The sequence below is a fragment of the Pseudomonas sp. PS01303 genome, assembly GCF_029959385.1.
Classification (GTDB): domain Bacteria; phylum Pseudomonadota; class Gammaproteobacteria; order Pseudomonadales; family Pseudomonadaceae; genus Aquipseudomonas; species Aquipseudomonas rustica.
In genome coordinates, this window is the sequence record NZ_JASCPK010000247.1 from 1 (window position 1) to 4,547 (window position 4,547).

Here is a 4,547-nt window from a genome sequence, read left to right on the forward strand (position 1 = left end):
CTTTTGATCCTCATCTTTTGATCTGAATTTAAAAGATCAGGATCAAAAGATCGCAGCGTGCCGCAGCTCCTACAGGGGGCGGTGTAATGTCAGTTCAGTTGCAGGGTTTCGTTGAACTGGCTGATGGCATCGACTACATGACGTGAACCTTGCTGAATCTCCTGAATCACTGCCCCCGCCTCGTTCGCCAGCTCCACACCAAGTCCGGTACGGCTGAGACTCGACTGCATGCTCGACACCGCGCTCAGCGACAGGTCGTGGTTGCGGCGCACCACATCGACGATCTCTAAAGTAGCCTGACTCGTTCTTGCCGCCAGACTTCGCACCTCATCCGCCACCACGGCAAACCCGCGCCCGTGCTCGCCGGCACGCGCCGCTTCGATCGCGGCGTTGAGCGCCAGCAGGTTGGTCTGATCGGCAATCCCGCGAATGGTCTGGACGATGGTGCCGATGATGTCTGACTGTTTGCTCACCGCATCGATGCTGACTGCCGCTTCGTTGAGGTCGCGGGAAATGTCCTGAATGATCTGCACCGTTTGCTGCACGACTTGTGAGCCTTTTTGCGCGCAGGCGTCGTTTTGTACCGAGGTGCTGTGGGCCGATTCCGCGGCGTTCTGCAGCGTGGTCATTTGTTGAGTGATGTCGCTGGCGAACTTGACCACTTTGTACAAGCGGCCCTTGGCATCAAACAGCGGGTTGTACGAGGCTTCGAGGTAAACCATGTGCCCGGACTTGTTCTTGCGCTCGAAACGGTGCGAGTGATATTCGCCGCGATTGAGCGAAGCCCAGAAAGCTTTGTATTGCGACGATTCGGATTCGCTGCGGTGGCAGAACATGCTGTGGTGATGCCCGACGACTTCGTTGTGCGCGTACTGCATGGTCTTGAGAAAGTTGTCGTTGGCGGTGATGACATTGCCTTCCGGAGTGAACTCGATCACGGCCATCGAGCGACCGATCGCCGCGAGCATGGCTTCTTCTTCATGCTCTTTGTTGATCCGCGCGGTAATGTCGGACGCCACTTTGATGACACTTTTAACTTGCTTGTCCGGGCCATACACCGGCATGTAACTGGCTTCAAGCCATACTTCCTTGCCACTTTTGTTCAAGCGCAGAAACGTCCCGCTGATCGGTTCACCACGGGCCAGGTCGCGCCACAACTTGGCGTATTCCTCGCTGCGATAAAACGCTTCCTCACAGAAGATCCGGTGATGTTTGCCGCGCACTTCATCGGCGCCATAGCCCATGGTTTTACAGAAATTTTCGTTGGCATCCAGAACGATGCCGTCGGGGGTGAATTCGATCATCGCCATCGAACGGCTGATCGCGGCCAACTTGGCATTGGCCTCGGTCAAGGCACAGCTGAATCGTTCGATTTCCAGCAGGTCAGCCTTGTGATGTAGGTTAAACATGGTTGTATCACCTTCCGCGCGGACTTTTGATTTGATGAAAGTTCAGGTCTTTCACGATCCACCACTACGTTCCAAAGAACAGGCACACGCATTCCTCCACGGGAGGAAGTTGTCAGGTGATAAATGATGGTCAATCGGAGAGTCCATGCAGCGACGCTCTAATCAAGACATCCTTCTCTTGATAGCCCGCTCGCGGGCCAGCCCTAACGCGTTGAAGAACTTCCATTTAAAAAATGCTCCTTGTTGGTTCAGTGTCGGTGCCTTGGGTTGCGCACTCTGGCAGCATGAATTTGCAGACTAACCGTGCACGGTCGACATAGTTAGTTACAGAGCAGCATAGCTAGCGCAAAACCTTGCGCAAGGCCACTAGTCGGCCAGTAGTGAGGACTTTTTGCACAAGAATCGGTTCAGCGGAAAATGAACAGCCCCCTGTAGGAGCTGCCGAAGGCTGCGATCTTTGGACTTTGATTTTTTCAAGATCAAAAGATCGCAGCCTTCGACAGCTCCTACAGGGGGCGGCGTTGGGAATTAGAGGCTGTTGCTGACTTTGGTAGCCACTTCTGCTGGCACCCACGATTTCCACACCTGCGGCTGATCGCGCAAAAACGCCTGCGCCACCACCCTCGGTTGCAAACGTTTTTCACTCATCCCCGCCAGCGTCTGGTTCAACAGATCTATCGGCAAGTCGACCTTTTCAAAGAACGTCACCAGCTCCGGGTACTGCGCCTTGAACGGCGCCGACACGCCAATCGCCAGACTCGCCGGCATCGACCGCGTGCCTTTGGGATTCGGATTATTGGCATCGGCCAAGGTCTTCCAGGCTTCGGCATCAAACGGCGGTTCCTCGAGTTTCACCAGTTTGAAACGCCCGAGCAGCGGCGTTGGTGACCAGTAGTAGAACAGCACCGGTTTGCCACGTTTGATCGACGACGCCACCTCGGCATCCAGCGCCGCGCCGGAGCCGGTGCGGAAGTTGACGAAGCTGTCGTTGAGCGCATAGGCCTTGAGCTTCTGAGTGTTGACGATCTCCGACGTCCAACCCGTCGGGCTGTTGAGGAAACGCCCACGGCTCGGGTCTTCAGGATCACGGAACACGTCTTTGTAGCGCGGCAGATCCGCCACCGATTTCAATTCCGGCGCCAAGGGTTTGATGCCGCGCTCGGGGTCGCCCTTGATCACGTACTCCGGCACCCACCAGCCTTCGGTAGCGCCTTTCACTGTATCGCCGAGGCCGAATACTTTGCCTTCAGCAGCAGCCTTGACCCACGCCGGACTGCGCCCGGCCCACTCTTCGCCGATCACTTGAATATCGTTTTTTGCCAACGCTGCTTCGAGGCTGACGGTGCTGCCCGGCAGCGTATCGGTTGGGTAGCCGTAGCCTTTTTCGACAATCAGGCGCAGCACTTCGGTGATGAAACTGCCGCTCTCCCAGGTGATGTCACCGAAGTGAATCGGCGCGGTTTTCTCCGCCGCTGAAACAACGCCGACGCTCAGGCTCAGCGCCAGCAGCGAACCGCCGAGCAGGGTTTTGATCGATCTCATGCAGACCTCTTGTCTTGTAGGAATTGGTTGGCGCTGTGGCGATCGCACAGGGCTTGGGAACGGGTCATGTACACGCTCACCGAACGCTGGGAGATGCCCAGTTCGGCAGCAATTTGCGGGTAGGTCAGGCCATCGACGCGGGCGAGCAGAAAGGTCGAACGGACTTTGCCGGGCAGGCGTTGCAGGGTGTGATCGAGGCGTTTCAGGGTTTGCGACAGTTGCGCGAGATGCTCGGGCGACGCGGTGCCCTCCTCATCGACCTGTAGCTGATGCCGACGCTGTAGATCCGCACGGCGCCAGTGCTGATAAAGCAGACGTTGGGAGACGGTGGTGAGCAAGGCGCGGGGTTCGCGGATGGCGGTCAGGGATGATGATTCAAGCAGTTGCGCGAAGGTTTCGGCGGCGATGTCTTCAACGCTCGCCGCGTCGTGCAGATGCCGACGCAGATAGGTGCAAAGCCAGTGATGATGGGCGCGGAACAGGCCGGCCAGGTGTTGGCGATGGGAAAGGTCGGCGCCGGACATAGGGGCTCCTGGGTTAGGGGTCGCTGAATGTCCGGTGTTCCGGTGGCGCGATCGTAGCAAGGCGCCTTATGCATTAATAATATTTAAATTTCATTTTTATATTCGATTATGGAATACAAGATCAAAAGATCGCAGCCCGGAACGCGATCCCTGTAGGAGCTGCCGAAGGCTGCGATCTTTCAACGCAAGCAGCCATACCCCAACTCCTCAGCCTCACGCTGATAGTCGAGCACCACCTGATAATCACCCTCACCCGCCGCCAGTACTTCAGGCAATCCCAACGTTTGCACAACATCCGGAAGTTCGTGCAACGACTGATTCATCACTTGTCGCAGCCGCTCGATCTGTTCGTCCGTAGCACTGGCGACGGTGATAAAAGGCAACGTCGGACTGAACGCACTGCGCGCAACAACACGTAACCCCCTGACTTCCTCAGGCGCATGCTGCGCGAGGTAGGCGTAGGTGACGCTGTCGATGGCGGCCAGATCTGCGCGCTTTTCACGCAACCAGCGCAGGCTTTCACGGTGACCGCCGCTGATGCCGACCGTGGAGAAGAATTGCCCAGCGCGATGCAACGGGGCGAGGCGTTGGCGCAACAGGTTCATGCCGCTGTTGGAGTCGTCGCTGTTGATCACGCCGCGACTGTCGCGAAAGGCTGGCAAGGTTTTGCGTGGGTCATCAGCGCGGCTGAGGATCAGGCTGCAATGGTTGCCGGCACTGGCGTCCGGGAGTTCGTAGCGTGGGCGGCCGATCACTCGAACCTGGCCTTTTAATGCCGTCATCAATGGGTAGCCGCAGGTTTGTGTGAGCAGCAGATTGGGGGATAGCCAGAGTTCGCGCAGTGACAGGTCTTCAGCGCTCAGACGGGTGTGACCGAGGTGTTCAAGGATGCGCGCGAGCCAGCGCTCGTTGGCCACACGGATGGGCTCGGGGGCGGTGTACATGAGGAGTTCGGCGTGGTGTTGAGTCATACGCATATTTCCTGACAACAAATTTCCAACTGTAGGAGTGAGCCTGCTCGCGAATGCGGTGTAACAGTAACAACTACTTTGAATGACACACCGCCTTCGCG

Annotated in this window: 4 protein-coding genes; all 4 read right to left on the reverse strand. The window is 57.2% G+C overall.

The window, feature by feature from the left end; genetic code table 11:
- Positions 1 to 89 precede the first annotated feature (89 nt).
- Positions 90 to 1,409: a PAS domain-containing methyl-accepting chemotaxis protein gene (locus QMX93_RS29785; protein ID WP_282359146.1), complete on the reverse strand. Its 1,320-nt coding sequence runs from the start codon at positions 1,407 to 1,409 to the stop codon at positions 90 to 92.
- A gap of 528 nt (positions 1,410 to 1,937) precedes the next feature.
- Positions 1,938 to 2,951, reverse strand: coding sequence for an ABC transporter substrate-binding protein (locus QMX93_RS29790; RefSeq protein WP_282359148.1), 1,014 nt, complete (start codon positions 2,949 to 2,951; stop codon positions 1,938 to 1,940).
- On the reverse strand, positions 2,948 to 3,475 hold the full coding sequence (locus QMX93_RS29795; RefSeq protein ID WP_282359149.1) for a sigma-70 family RNA polymerase sigma factor: 528 nt from the start codon (positions 3,473 to 3,475) through the stop codon (positions 2,948 to 2,950). Before QMX93_RS29795 ends, QMX93_RS29790 begins: the two co-directional genes overlap by 4 nt.
- Positions 3,476 to 3,654: 179 nt before the next feature.
- A complete protein-coding gene (locus QMX93_RS29800; protein WP_282359150.1) occupies positions 3,655 to 4,446 on the reverse strand; it encodes a PhnD/SsuA/transferrin family substrate-binding protein in 792 nt (263 codons plus the stop codon).
- Between the last annotated feature and the right edge of the window lie 101 nt (positions 4,447 to 4,547).